Raw genomic sequence first — 15434 nt, forward strand, 5'->3', positions numbered from 1 at the left:
GATGTTTGAGGGTCCCATCATCGACGGTCGAATTAAGAATATTGCATCGGGATTTAGAGCCGTGAGCGTCTACGTCGATGCCACTTCAGCTGGAGAAGGACGTTTCGATCCCCGATTGCTTGGTGAAGCCTGCGATTGCGCGTTGGCGGATGGCCCGGCTTGGGCAGAAGCTCATCTGGCGAGTTGGTCCGACGCCTACGTCGTCTTTGGCGCGAAGCCTAACCGTACGCCGTGCTCAGCCCAGGCCCTCAGAAAGCGGGTTCTGAAAGACGGCACTCTTTCGACGATCAACCCGATCGTCGATCTCTACAACGCCATCAGCCTGAAATACGCAGTCCCGGTGGGTGGAGAGAATTTTGACGCCTATGTCGGAAGACCCCACCTGACGATCGCTGACGGGAGTGAGACGTTCGACACCATGATGAATGGAGAGGCGGTCAACGATCCTCCCTTGCCCGGTGAGGTCATCTGGCGCGACGACATTGGCGTCACCTGCCGACGCTGGAACTGGCGACAGGGCACTCGAACCCGCCTGAAGACCCTAACAGGCCGGATGTGGTTCGTACTGGAGGCGTTGGAGACCATGCCGGACGATGCATTGGCAGAGGCGACGGATGCCATGGTCGGAGGGCTGAATGCCTTGATGCCTGGCTGCAAAATCGCGAGCCAAGAAATTGCCATCGCCGGATGAGGTTTCCGGTCGAGCGAGCGGATCGCTGGCCGCCCGGGGCATCCGGCGCGATCGATCCGATCGAGATTATCAAGGGCTGAGAGAATGAATGTCGATCTCCATCAGTTGCTCATCGTCTTTGCTGCATATGTCATTGCCGCGGGGAGCCCCGGCCCGAGCAACATGCGCATTATGGGGGTTGCGATGGCGCGCGGCAGAGGTGCTGCGCTCATGCTTGCCTCCGGCGTCGTCAGTGGCTCGATCTTTTGGGGTTTTATGGCCTCCACCGGCATCTCCGCCCTGTTGGCCAGGTACGCCCAGGCACTGCTCGTTCTGCAGGTTTTCGGGGGGCTTTACCTGCTATTCCTCGCCTTCAGGGCGGGACGGTCGGCGCTTACGTCGGACGAGAAGCTGGCGGTGCGCGCATCGACCGACCAAGTCGCTCTTTCGCGGGGTGAGCTCTATAGGAAGGGCCTCTTGATGCATTTGGCGAACCCAAAATCCGTGCTGGCATGGATCGCGCTCGTCACGCTGGGGATCGGCCCGAATTCATCGTGGCAAAGCATCGCGGCGATATTGGGTGGCTGCGCCATCCTAAGTGTCACGATATTCTGCGGCTACGCCATTGTCTTCTCCACACCGCCTATGGTGGCTCTATATCGCCGCTGCCGCCGCTGGATCGAAAGTCTGTTGGCGATGTTCTTCGCGTTCGCCGGGCTGCGTATGCTGCTTTCCCGTATGTAGTTTCGAAAGGAATGGATGATGACTTTGTTTCGCGGCCTGTCGGCGTTCCCCCTTACGCCAACCGATGCGGAAGGGCATGTCGACACCGAGGGTCTGGCTCGTTTTCTCGAGCGTATTCAACGCGCCGGAGCGGACTCCATCGGCCTTCTGGGGAGCACGGGCGGTTATGCTTACCTCACCAGGGAAGAACGCAAGCGTGCCGTTCAGGCTGCCGTGGAATGCATCGGCGGCAAAACGCCTCTTGTCGTGGGTGTGGGTGCATTGCGTACCGATGAAGCTCAGGCTTTGGCGCGCGATGCCAAATCCGCTGGCGCTGACGGCCTGCTCCTGGCACCCATGTCCTACGTTCCCCTGAACGAGGACGAAGTCTTCCAGCACTTCGTCGCGGTGGCCGAGGCGGGGGAATTGCCTTTGTGCATATATAACAATCCAAGCACCACGCGCTTCACATTCAGCGACGCATTGATCGCCCGGCTGTCGGAGGTGTCCAACATCGTCGCGGTGAAAATGCCTCTGGCGGCAAATGACGATTACGCGGGGGAACTGGCACGTTTGCGGTCGATGACGCCTGACACGTTCACAATCGGATACAGCGGCGATTGGGGCGCGGCGGATGCCCTGCTTGCCGGATGTGACACCTGGTACAGCGTTGCGGCAGGTCTGCTGCCGGTCCCGGCGCTTGCGCTGACGCGTGCAGCGCAGTCCGGCGACGCGGTGGAGTCCAGTCGGTTGAACCGCGCTTTCGGGCCGCTCTGGACCTTGTTCAAACACTACGGCAGCTTCCGCGTTATGTTCGTCATCGCCGACTACCTCGGTCTGGCGCACGTCCAGCCACCGCGCCCTATTTTGCCGTTGCCGGAGGACGCCGGAGATGACATTAGGCAGGCATTGGAGAAGCTCGAATAGCCGAGCACAGGGCATGCCCAGTGCCACTGCTAGTTAGGCACCCGGCGCGCGGGCGTTCCGCGCACCGTTCGAGATGGAAGTTAGGCGGCGCAGAATTGGATCGGGTTGGTCGCGCTTTGGCTTTGCGGTCTCTTCGGTGGTGAAATGGTCGCAACGTTATCGTGCTCCGGTAGCGCCGGGAAGATGGGCGGCCATCGCAAACGCGTTCTGCAGCCGCATCGAACTTTCATCCGCGACCAAACGACCGGAAGTAGAATTTCGAGCTGATCGTAGGCCGCTCGCTGCCTGAAGAGGGTGCTCCGCGCTACATCGGTTTCGTCTATGGCTATGATCGCGAGCCGCAACGGCGCATTCTCGACCATCTCAAGAAGCAGCCCGTCCAAGCCAATCAGGATATCACCCTCATCACCGACGGTGGGGAAGAATCGCCGACTGGTTCCATATCACCGTGCGCATCAGGGTCCTTCGGCAGTTCGTGCAAGGGCTCGAAAACCAGGACGAGCAGACCGGACAGGACCTGCTCGAAACTCTGCGCAGGATCAAATGGCATCTCTGGCATGTTGACGTCTATCGGGCCCGTCACGAAATCGCCGACCTGCAATTCGACGCGGAAGGTCTCGAAACAGGCTAGCCGAACATGCGCAAGTTCCTGACCGCCATCGGCGAGTTCACCAGGCCTACATCGCCTCCGACAGTGCCAGCCTGATTAATTACGGCGAGCGTTAGCGGTCCGGAGATCGCATCTCTTCGGCCCTCGTCAAGGCCACCGTCAACGCCGTTCCAAGCGGGTCGCCAACAAGCGGCAGATGCAGTGGAGCAGGATCGGCGCACATCTTCTGCTGCAAACCCGCACGCAGATCCTCGATGACCGTCCCGACGCGCTTGGCGTGCAGCCCCTCACCTCGCCCGCGCCCCGCGGTGGTTCTTGCCAAGAGACGCTCGCTCGCATCTAACGAAAACCGCCGCTGCATTTAGCTGCATCCATTGTTCGGATGCGTGCGATCCAAACAATCAATTTGTTCAATCAGCTTCTTGAAAGCTAACCCTTGTTTGGTGGAACATGGGCTCTGGTCGTCGACGCTGGCTTAATGCAGGGGCTGCACGCAGGAGATACAATGCACAGAGATCGCAAGCGGGTTAGCGGCATAATGGCTGGCCGACCGGTGTCATCCCCAGGCTGCTGCAGCGTGCGGCTTGTCTGTCCCTCCATGATCTCTCGGAAGACAGTTCCGAATACTGCGACCGGTTGCCCGCCTTGTGTGTCGCCTCGATCTCATAACCGATGGTGAGCTGCTCAATGGGCTATCCTTCACCGGATAAGAGATGAAGTGCGAACGCTCCTCGGGGATCATGCCGATCGTACGTACGTCCTGCTTACTCTGGTCAGGCATAGAGCGCAATTTGTTGGCCCAGCTATGAAACTCTTGCCGGAAGTTAGCTCTGCCGCGTGCGTGATGGCTTGAGCGGACTGACGCAACGAAGGCTCACGAGTATTCGGTTCCTGCCGTCATTATGACGAGACTCAACGGTACCTTCAACATCGGCGTGGTTCGACTCGCCGCGCGAAAACAGGCAAATCTCGATTGAATCCGTCACGCGGTGTCAGCCTGGCATTGGTGCCTTCCCTTCTCAACAACTATCAAATCAGCATTCACGGATAGCCCAGTTTCTCACGTGCCGTAACGCCGTGCCTTCAGTTTCCACGTTCGCGTCGAGCTCGCGAGTGGCCAGAGTTCGGAGAACGGTCGAAGTCTAATCGCCGCGAAATTCAACGGAGGGTCAGCGGGGCCACGGGGGCAAAGTGCGACGGTGTCTAAGCCGTCTTTATGAGGGGAGAGGTACACATGGTTTTCCTGTTCCAGCAGCATCCGGCCGCACACCGAAGCAATGAGGAGCTAGAATTCAGATCGGACTTTCGCAAGGCGCGCACCGCGCATCAAACGCCGTTTCGTTGTGAAAAAAGGCTCAGTACCGACAACGTTTTTGTAATCGCCCTGGCGGCCTCGTTTGCGCTCTTGTTCGGGATACAGAGGCAGGACCCACAGGTCGACGAGGCGGTCCTAAGTGAACTGCGAACGATTCAGATCAACTACGCATTGCTCCAGCGCGATGTCGCCCGCGCTCGAACCGACATGGTATTGGACTTCCGCCCCGTTGATTCTACCCTCCAAGCATTGCAAAGGAACGTTACAAACTTGCAACGCCTTGCCGAGATTTCGCCCGATGAGAGCTCCGGAGCGCACTCCAGGTTGCTTGCACAGCTCAAAAAGTCCGTCGAGAACACGGAGGCTGCCATCTCGGCAGCGGCTGCGCAAAATGAGCTTCTGCAAAGCTCTCTCGTACGGTTTGCTCGCTCGGTTAATCGCCTTGAGGGGGCGCCGTCCAACAGGCTTGAACTCTCCAATTTGATCCTTCAGTTTTCGGCCAGACTACCGGGATTCAGCCTCGCATCACAGATCGATCAGTCTCTCAGCCGACTTCCTCCGAGCCAGGACCAAGCCACCCACGATGTTGTCCGCAACGGCCGCGCTATCCTGTCCGCGTTGTCGAGAGTGGACCGCGCAGCCGATCGGATCGCATCCTTTAACACGTTCGCCAAGGCCGCCGAACTGGAGCGCGAATATCTGAAAGACTACAGCTTGGCCAGCGCGCAAGCGCAGCGCACACGACTTTTCTTTGGCTCGGTGTCCATATGCCTCTGCTTGTTTGCGATCATTCGGGCCTTCAGGCTGCATGTGCGGACGAACCGGTTGGAAAGGCGGCTGGAGCTTGAAGAGGCAATGCGTGAGATCGAAGCTCGCTTCAACGAAAGTAAAGCAAAGAACGGGTCGCCGCGCTTTTCAACGGAAGCAGCGCTTAGACTTGTTCAACGCGCTTTCGACGCGGATCACTGCGCGCTTGCTCAGGTGGATCCGAGTCTCAGCAGGCATACCGAGTGCTTTGTGACGAACACGTGCATGCGTGTCTGGAACGTCGCGCTTCTTGATGAAGTCGTTTCACTTGTCCGCGCCGGACGGCCAGTGTTTCGCGTCGTTCCGGCGGCGGAAATGGTTCGCACCGCCCTAGACACTTCCGGTGTTTGTCAAATTGTTGCTTGCAGGGCCTCCGATCAGCAGGCTGTGGTTTGCATCCTTGTTTTTGAACGAGATCGCTCACTCCCCTCAGCAGGCGACCTGTGGGTTCTTGCCAGTGCCATTGTGCGTTTGAGCAACCATCTTGAAATGCAACGTGTAAATGCCGAACGCGACCTTCTGGTGAGTCGATGGGAGCAGGTGGAAAGGCTGAGGACCGTCGGCACGATCGCAAGCGGCGCCACACATGAGTTCAACAATATTTTAGGCGCAATAATCGGATATTCAGAAATTGCCCAAGGTCTGGTGCGTCGCCCCTCCAGAATACGGAACCACATCGACCAAATCATCTTAGCTGGACACCGCGCCAAGCTGATCGTTGACCAGATCTTGTCACTCAGCCGAAACCGCAAGCGCGTTGCAGTGCCTTTCAACGTCTCCGAAATTGTCATGGATCTTGCGCCATTGCTGCGGGTTACAGTTCGTGCGGGTGTTCAGTTGAACTTCAAGATCAACGAGTGGCAAACGGTGGTCGAGGGCAGCCCAACCGAGATGCAGCAGATTCTCATGAACCTGTGCAAGAACGCGTCGGAGGCTGTCTTGAACGAGGGCCGCGTCGAGGTTAGCGTTTCTCGCGCCCAGGTGTGCCAAACCAAGCCGCTGGCTCAGGGCACCTTGAGACCTGGAGATTACGTTCTCCTCTCCATCAGCGACGATGGCCCAGGAATCGCAAGTTCGATACTTCCGCATGTCTTTGAGCCCTTTTTTACCACGCGCTCTCTCGTCGGCGGGACCGGGCTAGGTCTTGCTGCAGTTGACAGGCACGTGAGCGCGCTCGCAGGATACCTAGACGTCACCTCGGTTGTTGGCCGAGGTACGCGCTTTGATATCTACTTGCCAGCCTCCGAGGAGGAGCCAGTCAGCGCTGACGTCACTTTCGGCCCATACAGCGGATCACCGGCCAACGGCGGAATCATTGCAGTCGTGGAGCCCGATCCAGCAGAGTTGGAGATTCACAAGGACAATATCGCCGCGCTGGGTTATGAGCCGATCGGCTTCGCGACCTTCGAAAGTCTTTGCGGCTGGATCGAGAGCGGGAAGGCAGCTGACCTGCTGATTTTGGCGAAGACGCCTTTCCTCGAGCGAGGACGGGCAGAGTCCGTATGCCCGGCCATCATGACGGTGCCTTTCATAGTCATCGGTGACATCGACCCCACGCCGGTCACATCTGACAATCAGGCCTTCGTCCTTCGGCTAGCGAGACCGGTCTCGTCCAGGACAATAGAGCATGCGATTCGTATAATGATGATGGCGTGATGCCGCCGACTCGCTCATTCTATGCAAGTGTGAGAAGGCCTGGCAAAAGACATCGAAGCAGAACAAAACGACGCGTCGCATCATAATGGACTTATCGATCCCGAGACGTTGTTCTAGCCTTAGTGCTTGTTAAGGAGGTCGGCTACTGTCTCTCCCCGTCGCCGGGCATCGGCGGCGAGCCATACCTCTCCCACCTCGTACAGGTCACCTTGGGTGTGGAACGGCACAATGACGTCAACGGCAGCCGACAGCATGTCAAGAAGCGTTCGATCTTCCACAGCGGCTCCTTGCGGGCTGCTCTTGACGAGGGAAAAGAGCTTTTTGAAGCCCTGGACCGGATCAGCCCCATGGATCGTTGATATTGATCCCGCATGGCCGGAGACGACTTCGCTAAGGTAGGCCCATGCAGCATCATCGCGCATCTCGCCGAGCAATATTCGGTCAGGGCGCATGCGCAAGCTCGCTTGCAGCAGTTGCTCGGCTGTCACCGCACCTACGCCTGCTCGGTCCTTCGGATAGAGTAACCGGACATGGTTCTCGTGCGGGATTACAAGCTCCAGCGTGTCCTCGATACTTATCAGTCTCTCTTGCGGGGGTATAGCGTTGATCAAAGTCTTGCTCATTGTCGTTTTGCCGCTTCCAGTAGGTCCGCAAAGCAGCATCGTGAGCCGTCCCGAAACACACGCTTGCAAAAACTTCTCCAAGTCACCATCGTCGTATTGCTGAAGAATAGTTTGGTCCTGCCGCTCTTGGCGCTGTTTTCGTGACCGCCATTGATTCCAGCGTGAGTATTCGTAGCGAGAAGAAACTTCCTTCAGTTCGGTCACACGACTTGAAGGACGCCGTATCGTCAGGCTTACTGTTCCTGAGGGAACAGCGGGCGGCAAACAGATCTGCAGCCGCTCTCCGTTCGGCAGCTCAGTCGCACAGAGGGGGCTTTGCGGTCCGACATCTTGCTTGCGCAGCGCTCCAGCGAGAATCGCGATGTCCTCCAGATCGTTATAACCTAGTGGTAGCGGATGTTTCGTGAAGACGCCGGCTTGTCGCACAAACGCTTCCCCAGGCCGGTTGATAGCGACCTCTTCGGTCCTCGGCTCCTCAAGCCATTTCAGAACGGGGTCGAGAAGCAAACGCAATTGAGGGTCAGCCTCCGATCGCATTGTTGTCTCTCCGGCGTTGGCGATGTTGGGGGGCTGGCGCCACGACGGTTGCCGTGAGACCGTATACATCCGAGAAATCGAGGTCGCGAGCCACAAAGATGGATACAGCATCTCCCTGGTTTTTCTTCAGGGTTGGCGGGATGTTGACCGTCGCTCTCAGTGTCGTCTCGACGGCTTGTCCGCCATTGCTCTGGAAGCTGTTGATGCCGCTTCCTCCGCCAGAGCTCGCCGCGTATTGACCGGCCGCCTGGAACGCGCCTTGAAGGACGCTCATCAGCATTGCTCCGCCAAAGCGTTCCCGGAAGTGATTATCCACCGTGCCAGGCACTCCGGAGCGGCCGAGCTCGTCAGCGCCCGGCGATGCTATCGAAACGAGGGCATGGTCAGGTGTTTCGATGCGCGTCCACAGCACGAAGACACGCGCATCCCCCTGTTCGAGACCATGCTGGATCTCGCCAATCACGGTCGTCCCACGATCCAAGAGCACGACATTGTTGGTGGCGCCGCGGACGTCTTTAGGTAAGACGCACTTCACATAACCGGGTAAATTTGTGTCGACTGCCGTTTGCAAAAGGCAAGGAATGATCGTTCCCTGAGTAATCACGAGATCAGGGTGCGGCAAAAGTGTGGCCCGGCTCGGCTCCTGTATGTCTGGCTTCAATCGGCCCGACAGGTCGCCACCGATCGAAATCTCATCCGCGGTCGCGGGAGCATCCTTGTGGTCGTCTTCGCTCCGCTGAGCCACGTCGGGCTTTTGACTGCTGCTGCTGTAGGCGAAAATTGGTGACTCCTCGGGCGGCGGTTCAGCTGCCGCGGGTTGCGGCGTGGATGGCGCAGGATCTGCCGCCTGCGCCGCCTTTGCGGGTGCTGGAGGTTCGGGAGCAAGCTCAATAGGCACGGGGCGGAACGGCTCGGCGTTCGGGGAAATTGGCGGGTTTGGCTGAGATGGTTCGTCTTGTGTGCTGGGACGACTTCCGAGCCAGATGAGCGACAGAGATGAGATGAGAACAAGACCGGCGACGGCCAATTTCTGTGATCCCGAAACATGCCGGCGGGCCGGCTCCGAGACCAACGATCCGGATGCATTTACATCGTGTCCCGACTGTGGGCCGGTTTCATTCATCGGCCCGAGCCTTTCAAAACGCGCCACACGTCGGGTCTCACTGTACCGGTCCCCGGCGCTTGTCCAACAGGATCATATGCCCTGTTGAAAATCGACAATACCGTATTGCCATCTCTCAGACGCCATTCCCGGGCGACTGCGGATACTTCAACATAGTCGCCTTTGACTGTGAAGTTGGCAGCGGCTTCCTTGCCGTCGGGATTGATAATGTAGAGGGAGGGTATACGGGAATTGCTTGCGAAGCCAAATACGGTGGTAAAGCCATTGTCGAAAACCTGCAGCGGCGCCAGCGATCGATCGCCCTTTGCGACGTAGTGAAAATTGCTTTCGTCGGAACTGGCAGTTGTACCGGGCCGATTCAACAAATCCTGAACCCTCTGTTCCTGCAGCACCTTTGCCCGGGCCTGACCAAGAATCGAGCGCTTTTCTGCTGCCTGTCTCAAAGCAGCGGCCTCATCACCGGGATAAGTGAACTGCACACTGTAGTATAAGTCAGGTTGCTGCTCATCTAGTTTTGGCATCGCTCTCGTTGAAATGCTGAAGACATATCTGCGGGTACCGGACTCACTGTCGGCCAGAACGACGACCGGCTGCGGCGGCAGGATCCGGCTGGCCTTAAAGAACAGGTAGTTGGCGCGTGGGAGCGCAGCCAAGTCTTTGCTATTGGAAACGGCCACGGCTGCGACGGTCTCGTTGGCCGCGAATGTGACGACCAGCGTTGCCCCCACCGCGGTCGACAGGCGCACCACTTCGTCGGGACGGTAAGCCAAGTAGCGCATCCGCGCATCATGCTTGCCGGCAAGCGGGGTGTCTTCCGCGGAAGCCTCCAGCGTTAAGAGTAGTGAACAGGCCAGGGCGAGAAACGCTCTTTTTGTCATGGCTGCACGTCACCCAGGTTCGACACGCTATCTTCCGAGGTTTGATAGGAAGTGACGAGTAGACCTCCCGGATTGGTGAGCCTTGATTGGGCAGGCAGATCTGTCAGGCGCTCGTAGCGGATGGTTGCTGTCCAGGTGGTCACCAGCGGCATCTGCCCATCGATGGAAAGGGTGCGTTTGTATCGGATCTGTTGAACGTCCGGACTGATGTCGTTTGAGGAAATATGCCCGACTTCGAGCTTGCCGAGCTTGCCGACTGTGACTTGCGGCGAGGTGGGATTCGGATAATTGAAGAAATCTTGATATTGCTGCCGCACAGCCGGTGCGCTGAAACTGGATACGAGGTCATAGCCGTATTGGGCGGAATCGGCTGTGTAGCTCTCGCGTAGGCGTACATATTCCCACAGCGAAGCATTTATGACGGCTCGCTCTTGGGTTGCCGGCAGTCGAGAGACTGACACTTCGCTGTCAACTGTTCCATCCGGGCGTACCCAGAGGAACACAGGTACGAGCTTGGCCAACGGGACCATGGCAGCGATGGTAAATGCCTGCGCAACATTTCCTAGGACCGCCGCTGCCGCAAAGGCTATGAGGGCCTTTGACAGGCGCCGCGCAGACTTCGCTCGTGAAGTTTGAAACGCTTCCACCTTCTTATAGTGGGCGGCTAGCGTTTCTCTCTCCACCAGAAGGGCATGTTCAGGAAATTTCACTTGGGCTCTTTCGCACATTCGACTTGAAGATCTTCAGGGGAGGTTTCCCATTGTCCCACGTTCAGTTGGAATGGCGAACCCGTGCAGGTCGCAAGCTTATCGGTTGTCTTGCAGGCCGCCAAAGCCAGTATTGACAAAAGTAGATAGTATTTCATGTTGAGGTACCGCGCTTGTCGATTGATTAACCACCTGCCGTTTTGGCAATGCGGCGATTGAGGCTGCTAAGAGATTGGTTCGCACCTGCCCAAGAACCGCCGGCTATGCTGCTGGCGATCGTCGGAAGCGCGACGATCAAAGCGTCACCAGCTAGGAAAAGCATATCGAGCTCGTAAAGCCCGATGATCTTGGCTGCTGTCGTACCCTTGTATTTGATCACCGCAAGCATGACTCCCAGCGCGACTGATTCGGCCGCGATAACTATCGTTGCAACGATGTTGAGGAGGACAAGCAGCAGCCCGTATGAGAGCAGTTGGCCGATCCATCTGGTAGCCATGTCTCGAGTGTGATCAAAAAGATAGCCTACAAGAACGAGGGGGCCGATCGCCAGGAGCACCTTCGTCAGAATTCCAACGGCATCATAGATCTCGAACGCTGTCCAGAGCGAGCCGTACAAAATCCATTGCGCTCCCTGGAAGGCAAGTATGTCCTGCTGATTCATTGGCCCAATTTCGGAAGCAATCCGCTGAAAGGCACTCTGACTTGCAGCGAACATTACGTCGAGCTTCTGGGGGATACCGATGAAGGGCAAGGTGCTTCCGCTGATCTGGTGGGCAAGCTTTGGAATCGTGTCGTCGAAGACCGATTCAATGTACAGCTGATAGTTGGCCTGCCCTAAGATGAGGGCGACGACAATCGATACCGTGACTACGCGCGAGATACCTCCGCGCGCGTCGACTTGACCGCGCATGACCAGAAAGCCTTGGATTATGATCCAGAGCGTGACGCACGCAACCAGAGGCGCACTGACCGCCTCTTGGACGTTTCCAATCACTTTGTGCAGCCCCACCGTAAAGGCCCCATGAAAGATCGCGTGTATGGCCGTGAATGGCGCAGGAATTCTGAAAACCATTGCGTGAACCTTATTTGCCCCTGATCAGCGCAGATGAGCCGGATGAACTAAGCGTCGCTACTCAAACATTCTGGCGGTGTCCTGGCGTTCGCGACGCTGCATCGCGGCCTCCTCTGCGGCGTGAAGGCTCGCTTGTGCAGTGGCCATCGTCAGCAGACTCGTGGCCTGGACATTTTGGATAATCGCATCATGAATCTGCTTGAGGACCAGACCGTTGGTGACGGTGGCCTGCACAATATTTCCCGAGCGGGAAAGCTGACCAAGCGTGTTGTCATTGGCCTTAAGGCGCTTGTCCATTACGCCCAGAGTGTCGGCTGCAAGAGCTGCGGCATTGATGGCACCAGCGATTTGTCCCTGTAACAGTTTCGCTTCCGAATCCGTGCCGTCGACTTTCCGGTTTGGGTTGTCCGCAATTGCACGCGCTTTAATCGAAGTTGGCGCCTGACCCTCAAACATCTGCCTCTCAAGCTGATTGCCCGACGGGTAGTGATTTCCTTGGTTCAGTGAACTTAGCAGCCCCGTGACACCGAATGACGAACTTAGTATCTCCACCATTTCCATCGTGGAAGCGAGCGTCTGGGCTGACTTTATCAGGATCTGCGCGGTGGAAACCGCTGTTAAGCCCGCTTGTGTTACTACCGCCGGGTCGATGACGACAAATTGCGACCGGGCCTGTCCGCTAAGTAGAAAGGAAGCGGCAAGCGTCGTTGCTGCAAGCGTGGGAAATCTCATGAATATTCCTCCGTCAGTCTTGAATTTCGTGGTAACGAGTCATGAACTTGTTGAGCCACGCACTTGGGGCATCTCCGTGCTGGTCACGAAGCTGGTCGACAAAGCGCACGGTGTTGGCCCGCCCCGAGAGTACGGCTACATACTCGCGCATCTGGCCAAGATCGAATTCGCAAACAACACTCCCGCTCTCGCGCTTGAGCAAAAACTTGCGGCTGCCAATTGCCATTCCCTGGCGGATTGCCTCGAACTCCTGCGTGGTGCACTTCAAGCCATCGACATACGCGGCCCGGTCGGCCGTCGGTGATGGGTAGAAGATCTTGGTCATGCATTGTGCAACGAGACTGGCTCCGAGGGGCGATTCAAGCACGTGTTCAGGCTGCTGCGTTGCGAGTATCAACATGCCGTTGTTCTTGCGGACGGTGAGCAGGAACTTGTCGATAACAGCCGAGAACTGCGGGTTGAGCAGATAGAAGCGAAATTCGTCGCAGCTCATGACGAACCGACGGCCATCGACAACAGCGCCCACGCGGTGAAGAAGATATGCGGCGGCCGGCGCACAAACCTCCTCAAATTCCAGGAGCTGCGTCATGTCGAAGCCGGTAATGGAGGCATCCAGCCTGACTTCGTCCTCATCGCCGTCAAAGGCCCATCCAAGCGCATTCCCTCTACACCACCGCTGCAGCCGTGCTCCCGCGCCCTCCGAGGGGCTGTGCAGCAGGAATTCGCGCAGGCCCGCAAGTGAGCGCATGGCGGGTTCGAACGAAAGTTGACGAAGAATGCCACGTTCCAGTCGACGGCTTTCCTCCGGCGAGATCGGACCACGGCCGTCACTCTCGATGAGGGCCATCAGCCATTCGCGCAGAAAGTCCAACGAGGCGGAGGTGTTGTCCAGTCCGCGCAGAGGGGCCAAGCCGCTCGGAGCGCCTCTGCGCAACGCAAGGTATGTCCCTCCCGTGGCTCGCACCAGCAGTTCACCACCCCGGTCTTTATCGAAAAAGACGATGGCACCATTGCGATCGACCACGCTTTGCTCAAGCATCGCGAGGATAAAGGTCATCAGCGTCGTCTTGCCTTTGCCGACGGGTCCGAATATCGCCGTCATGCCGACGTCATTCTCATGGGGGATGTAGTCGAAAGACGTTCCACCGTTTGTGCGAAAGCGCGCAACAGCTTTGCCCCAGTGGCCGGAGCTGGAACCGCTGGGGAAGTTCTCAAATGAGACAAGCCCGGCAAAATTGTACGAGGTGATCGCCCCGGGGCGCGTGCGCCACCTGTTGTTCCCCGGGAGTTGGGACCAGTACGCGGCCTCCATGCCGATACCCTCTTGGACGATAACGGCGCCTGTGTCGGCCAGCCTTGCGCGCGCATTTGCTGCGCGATCTGCAAGGCTATTGAGGCTGTCGCCATAGACGCACAGGCTCAGATGATGCGAACCCATGACGAACTCGTTGCTTGCCAGTGCGTCCTCTGCCTCGGCAAGTTCATTGATCTGGGTGAGAGCCTTGTCGCCGGCGCTCGTCATCTGGCTGGATTTAAGGCTAAGCTTCGCATGAGCTTGTGGCCGAGTGAGGAAGGAAAAGCTCTGGCTCAGGACAAGCGGGAAGTTGGCGGACAGTAAGGGATTTAGCATGCCTGGCCGCGTCGTCGCCGGATATTCACGGAACGAAAACAATGATCCCACGGAGCTATCCCCGGGTCTTCGAATCTCAAGCGCCCGCTTCCCGCAGATGACCCGATCAGTGTAGATCGAGGCGCCAAGCGAGCCGGTAACCATCGGAACCGGAAGAAACCGGCAAGTCATTATCAACCGAAGCGCCTCACCAATTTCCGTGAAGAGCACGTTGCCTTTCTCGCGAATACCCAACCGGCGCAGACCGTAACCGCCGAGTGAGCCAGCAATGATCTGCCAGAGGTCCTCCAGGCTTCGCATTTGTGTGGCCAGATCGTTGTCATTCCGTCTGGGGGATTTGGCAATGCGCCAGCCTATCTTGCCGATTGCGGTGCGGGGGGACACGACGATAGTGAGGAAGTGATCGTTGCGAAAGAGCTTGCCCGACAGCACATGGCGCTCATAGGCCTCGCTCAGACTGCCAGCAAATGCACTTTGAAACTGGCGCGATGCCGGCTCCGGCACATCGTTATTGCGCACAAGATGAGCGTATAGCGTGACATTGTCATCCGCGATGTTGCGCAAGAGAGTGTTGAACGCGCGGCAGCGCGAATTGCGCATCTCTGCGTCTTCCAAATCAAAGGGCAGGCCGTTCACGTGTGCCATGGCCATGATCGATCCGTCTTCCAGCAGGACAACCTGATCGCTGAGATGACCGACATACGGAAGATAGATCTCGCCAGATCTCTCGGTCCGGCCACTGGCGCCAAACATTACACCATTCCTCTTCCGCGTTTCGGCACTCTGATCGGATTGGCGCTGACGCTCGCGCCACCCCAGACCGGCCCGTCCACGCTTCTGCCGGCAGTCTGCAAATAGAGGAGCGCGACGCTTGCGGCGTTATAGTCACGCTCAACCACCAGCCGTGCCCCGAACCAGAGTGGCACGAGCACGATTTCATAAAGTGGGTTTTGAAGGACAATGATGACGAGACCAGCCAACATCATCAGCAATCCGGCCAGCGTCAGCGGCACCCCCAGAAACAGTGCGGGGCGTGTCGCCGCCACATAGAGGGTGCTCACTTCCAACCGGTCGCTCATCAGCCACCGCCTATGAGCGCCTTGCCCAGGAAGCTGGCGCCGAACATGATGACGATCCCTCCAACGACACCCGCAACCAAGCCAAGTGAAGCACGACCGAACATCCAAGAGATGCCGATGGCCACGAGTCCGAGCACGGCCAGTGATTGTCCGAAGGGGCCAAGTATGAAGGTGCAGATATTCTGGACCATCTTGGCGGGATCCGTCCCTCCGGTCACCTGAGCCGAGGCTGGCCCGATGGAGAAGACCGTCCACGCGGCGCCTGCAGCAGCGGCCGGTACATATTCAGCCGCCGTGCGCAGCATGGAAAAAGGCGAAGGAACACGCGTTTTAAGCGCACGAAGT

14 protein-coding genes and 1 pseudogene are annotated in these 15434 nt (G+C 57.9%); 5 read left to right on the top strand and 10 right to left on the bottom strand.

Going from position 1 to position 15434, the window contains the following annotated elements; all coding sequences use genetic code 11:
- Nucleotide 1 precedes the first annotated feature (1 nt).
- The 5 genes and pseudogenes from SLT36_RS24635 to SLT36_RS24655 all read left to right on the top strand — a co-directional run bounded on the left by SLT36_RS24635 (nucleotide 2) and on the right by SLT36_RS24655 (nucleotide 6708).
- On the top strand, nucleotides 2-691 hold the full coding sequence (locus SLT36_RS24635) for a B3/B4 domain-containing protein (protein ID WP_097572440.1): 690 nt from the start codon (nucleotides 2-4) through the stop codon (nucleotides 689-691).
- A gap of 84 nt (nucleotides 692-775) precedes the next feature.
- On the top strand, nucleotides 776-1414 hold the full coding sequence (locus SLT36_RS24640; RefSeq protein WP_027056312.1) for a LysE family translocator: 639 nt from the start codon (nucleotides 776-778) through the stop codon (nucleotides 1412-1414).
- A gap of 18 nt (nucleotides 1415-1432) precedes the next feature.
- A complete protein-coding gene (locus SLT36_RS24645) occupies nucleotides 1433-2320 on the top strand; it encodes a dihydrodipicolinate synthase family protein (protein WP_027056313.1) in 888 nt (295 codons plus the stop codon).
- A 254-nt stretch (nucleotides 2321-2574) separates the two neighbouring features.
- Nucleotides 2575-3186: pseudogene (locus SLT36_RS24650) on the top strand (ISKra4 family transposase); the annotation flags it as partial.
- A 978-nt stretch (nucleotides 3187-4164) separates the two neighbouring features.
- Nucleotides 4165-6708 carry a two-component system VirA-like sensor kinase gene (locus tag SLT36_RS24655; RefSeq protein WP_143977248.1) on the top strand — a complete coding sequence of 848 codons (2544 nt, stop codon included), beginning with the start codon at nucleotides 4165-4167 and terminating at the stop codon, nucleotides 6706-6708.
- Between the two features lie 119 nt (nucleotides 6709-6827).
- Here the strand turns inward: SLT36_RS24655 and virB11 are convergent, their stop codons facing one another.
- From virB11 to virB2, 10 genes are read right to left on the bottom strand one after another with little or no spacing between them, the layout of a single operon-like run.
- Nucleotides 6828-7868: a P-type DNA transfer ATPase VirB11 gene (gene virB11 / locus SLT36_RS24660; protein WP_027056317.1), complete on the bottom strand. Its 1041-nt coding sequence runs from the start codon at nucleotides 7866-7868 to the stop codon at nucleotides 6828-6830.
- Complete coding sequence (gene virB10 / locus SLT36_RS24665; protein ID WP_027056318.1) at nucleotides 7852-8991, bottom strand: type IV secretion system protein VirB10; 1140 nt, start codon at nucleotides 8989-8991, stop codon at nucleotides 7852-7854. Before virB10 ends, virB11 begins: the two co-directional genes overlap by 17 nt.
- Nucleotides 8988-9869, bottom strand: a complete 882-nt coding sequence (locus SLT36_RS24670) for a TrbG/VirB9 family P-type conjugative transfer protein (RefSeq protein ID WP_027056319.1) — start codon at nucleotides 9867-9869, stop codon at nucleotides 8988-8990. The genes virB10 and SLT36_RS24670 overlap by 4 nt, the downstream gene beginning before the upstream one ends.
- Nucleotides 9866-10579, bottom strand: a complete 714-nt coding sequence (locus tag SLT36_RS24675) for a type IV secretion system protein VirB8 (RefSeq protein WP_027033433.1) — start codon at nucleotides 10577-10579, stop codon at nucleotides 9866-9868. Before SLT36_RS24675 ends, SLT36_RS24670 begins: the two co-directional genes overlap by 4 nt.
- Nucleotides 10576-10734 (bottom strand): type IV secretion system lipoprotein VirB7, encoded by a 159-nt coding sequence (locus SLT36_RS24680; protein WP_080680416.1) that lies wholly within the window; start codon nucleotides 10732-10734, stop codon nucleotides 10576-10578. The genes SLT36_RS24675 and SLT36_RS24680 overlap by 4 nt, the downstream gene beginning before the upstream one ends.
- A gap of 26 nt (nucleotides 10735-10760) precedes the next feature.
- A complete protein-coding gene (locus tag SLT36_RS24685) occupies nucleotides 10761-11648 on the bottom strand; it encodes a type IV secretion system protein (RefSeq protein WP_027056320.1) in 888 nt (295 codons plus the stop codon).
- A 57-nt stretch (nucleotides 11649-11705) separates the two neighbouring features.
- The gene (locus SLT36_RS24690; RefSeq protein WP_027056321.1) at nucleotides 11706-12380 is read right to left on the bottom strand and encodes a type IV secretion system protein VirB5; all 675 of its coding nucleotides are present in this window, start codon (nucleotides 12378-12380) and stop codon (nucleotides 11706-11708) included.
- Between the two features lie 13 nt (nucleotides 12381-12393).
- On the bottom strand, nucleotides 12394-14763 hold the full coding sequence (locus tag SLT36_RS24695) for a VirB4 family type IV secretion/conjugal transfer ATPase (RefSeq protein WP_027056322.1): 2370 nt from the start codon (nucleotides 14761-14763) through the stop codon (nucleotides 12394-12396).
- The gene (locus SLT36_RS24700) at nucleotides 14763-15089 is read right to left on the bottom strand and encodes a type IV secretion system protein VirB3 (protein WP_019856520.1); all 327 of its coding nucleotides are present in this window, start codon (nucleotides 15087-15089) and stop codon (nucleotides 14763-14765) included. The genes SLT36_RS24695 and SLT36_RS24700 overlap by 1 nt, the downstream gene beginning before the upstream one ends.
- The gene (gene virB2 / locus SLT36_RS24705) at nucleotides 15089-15394 is read right to left on the bottom strand and encodes a pilin major subunit VirB2 (protein WP_245436993.1); all 306 of its coding nucleotides are present in this window, start codon (nucleotides 15392-15394) and stop codon (nucleotides 15089-15091) included. Before virB2 ends, SLT36_RS24700 begins: the two co-directional genes overlap by 1 nt.
- Nucleotides 15395-15434 lie beyond the last annotated feature (40 nt).

It is taken from the genome of Aminobacter sp. BA135 (genome assembly GCF_050859125.1).
Lineage (GTDB): Bacteria > Pseudomonadota > Alphaproteobacteria > Rhizobiales > Rhizobiaceae > Aminobacter > Aminobacter ciceronei.

Coding starts and splice junctions, on each gene's coding strand:
- SLT36_RS24690 (WP_027056321.1), bottom strand. CDS start 12,380: ATGAGATTTCCCACGCTTGCAGCAACGACGCTTGCCGCTTCCTTTCTA.
- SLT36_RS24635 (WP_097572440.1), top strand. CDS start 2: ATGTTTGAGGGTCCCATCATCGACGGTCGAATTAAGAATATTGCATCG.
- SLT36_RS24655 (WP_143977248.1), top strand. CDS start 4,165: ATGGTTTTCCTGTTCCAGCAGCATCCGGCCGCACACCGAAGCAATGAG.
- SLT36_RS24695 (WP_027056322.1), bottom strand. CDS start 14,763: ATGTTTGGCGCCAGTGGCCGGACCGAGAGATCTGGCGAGATCTATCTT.
- virB11 (WP_027056317.1), bottom strand. CDS start 7,868: ATGCGATCGGAGGCTGACCCTCAATTGCGTTTGCTTCTCGACCCCGTT.
- SLT36_RS24640 (WP_027056312.1), top strand. CDS start 776: ATGAATGTCGATCTCCATCAGTTGCTCATCGTCTTTGCTGCATATGTC.
- virB2 (WP_245436993.1), bottom strand. CDS start 15,394: ATGCTGCGCACGGCGGCTGAATATGTACCGGCCGCTGCTGCAGGCGCC.
- SLT36_RS24685 (WP_027056320.1), bottom strand. CDS start 11,648: ATGGTTTTCAGAATTCCTGCGCCATTCACGGCCATACACGCGATCTTT.
- SLT36_RS24670 (WP_027056319.1), bottom strand. CDS start 9,869: ATGACAAAAAGAGCGTTTCTCGCCCTGGCCTGTTCACTACTCTTAACG.
- virB10 (WP_027056318.1), bottom strand. CDS start 8,991: ATGAATGAAACCGGCCCACAGTCGGGACACGATGTAAATGCATCCGGA.
- SLT36_RS24700 (WP_019856520.1), bottom strand. CDS start 15,089: ATGAGCGACCGGTTGGAAGTGAGCACCCTCTATGTGGCGGCGACACGC.
- SLT36_RS24645 (WP_027056313.1), top strand. CDS start 1,433: ATGACTTTGTTTCGCGGCCTGTCGGCGTTCCCCCTTACGCCAACCGAT.
- SLT36_RS24680 (WP_080680416.1), bottom strand. CDS start 10,734: ATGAAATACTATCTACTTTTGTCAATACTGGCTTTGGCGGCCTGCAAG.